The sequence below is a fragment of the Bradyrhizobium sp. 21 genome (genome assembly GCF_023073335.1).
GTDB lineage: Bacteria > Pseudomonadota > Alphaproteobacteria > Rhizobiales > Xanthobacteraceae > Bradyrhizobium.
Genome location: NZ_JADPJG010000016.1, coordinates 1 through 555, shown reverse-complemented (window position 1 = coordinate 555; position 555 = coordinate 1). Strand labels below are relative to the sequence as shown.

The 555-nt window shown below is 60.0% G+C and carries 1 protein-coding gene; it reads right to left on the bottom strand.

The window, feature by feature from the left end; genetic code table 11:
- Positions 1 to 555, bottom strand: a 555-nt coding sequence (locus IVB31_RS18255) for a caspase family protein (protein ID WP_247324833.1), incomplete at both ends; no start/stop codon positions are given.

Here is a 555-nt window from a genome sequence, read left to right as displayed (position 1 = left end):
TCATTGTTGGCATCGGCCGCATCGAGGCCGGCGAGCAGTGTGTACGTGAACACGCCATGGCCGCGATACCCTTCGATCGCAGGCTTGCTGTCGGTTGTCGCCGTGAGCATCGTTCGCCCCATTGCCCGCGTCATGCGATCAATCGCAGTCTTCTCCTCGATGCCCCGCATCGCGATGCGGTCGCCGACCAATGATCCGCTTTCGCAGGCATCGAACAAAAGCACGCTCTTCTGCGCCTTGATCCGGGAGAACCACTCCTGGAGCCGATCTTGCCCGACACCCTGCTTGACTATTGAATCTTCGCCTGCGTAGCGGAAATCCTGCGGCAGGAAATAGAAGCGCGCGTCTACCGTCTTGCCGTGGCCGGCTAGGAAAAATAGGAACACGTCCTGTGGGCGCACCAGCGTTGCCAGCTCGCTGAAGACGGCGTCAAGTTTGGCAGCCGTTGCTTCGGCATCCAGCACCGTCCTGATCTCTACCCGCTCGTAGAGCTTGGCACCGGCCTGCCTCAGGCCGTCACTCAGTGACTTCGCATCGTTAGCAGCATAGTTCAAG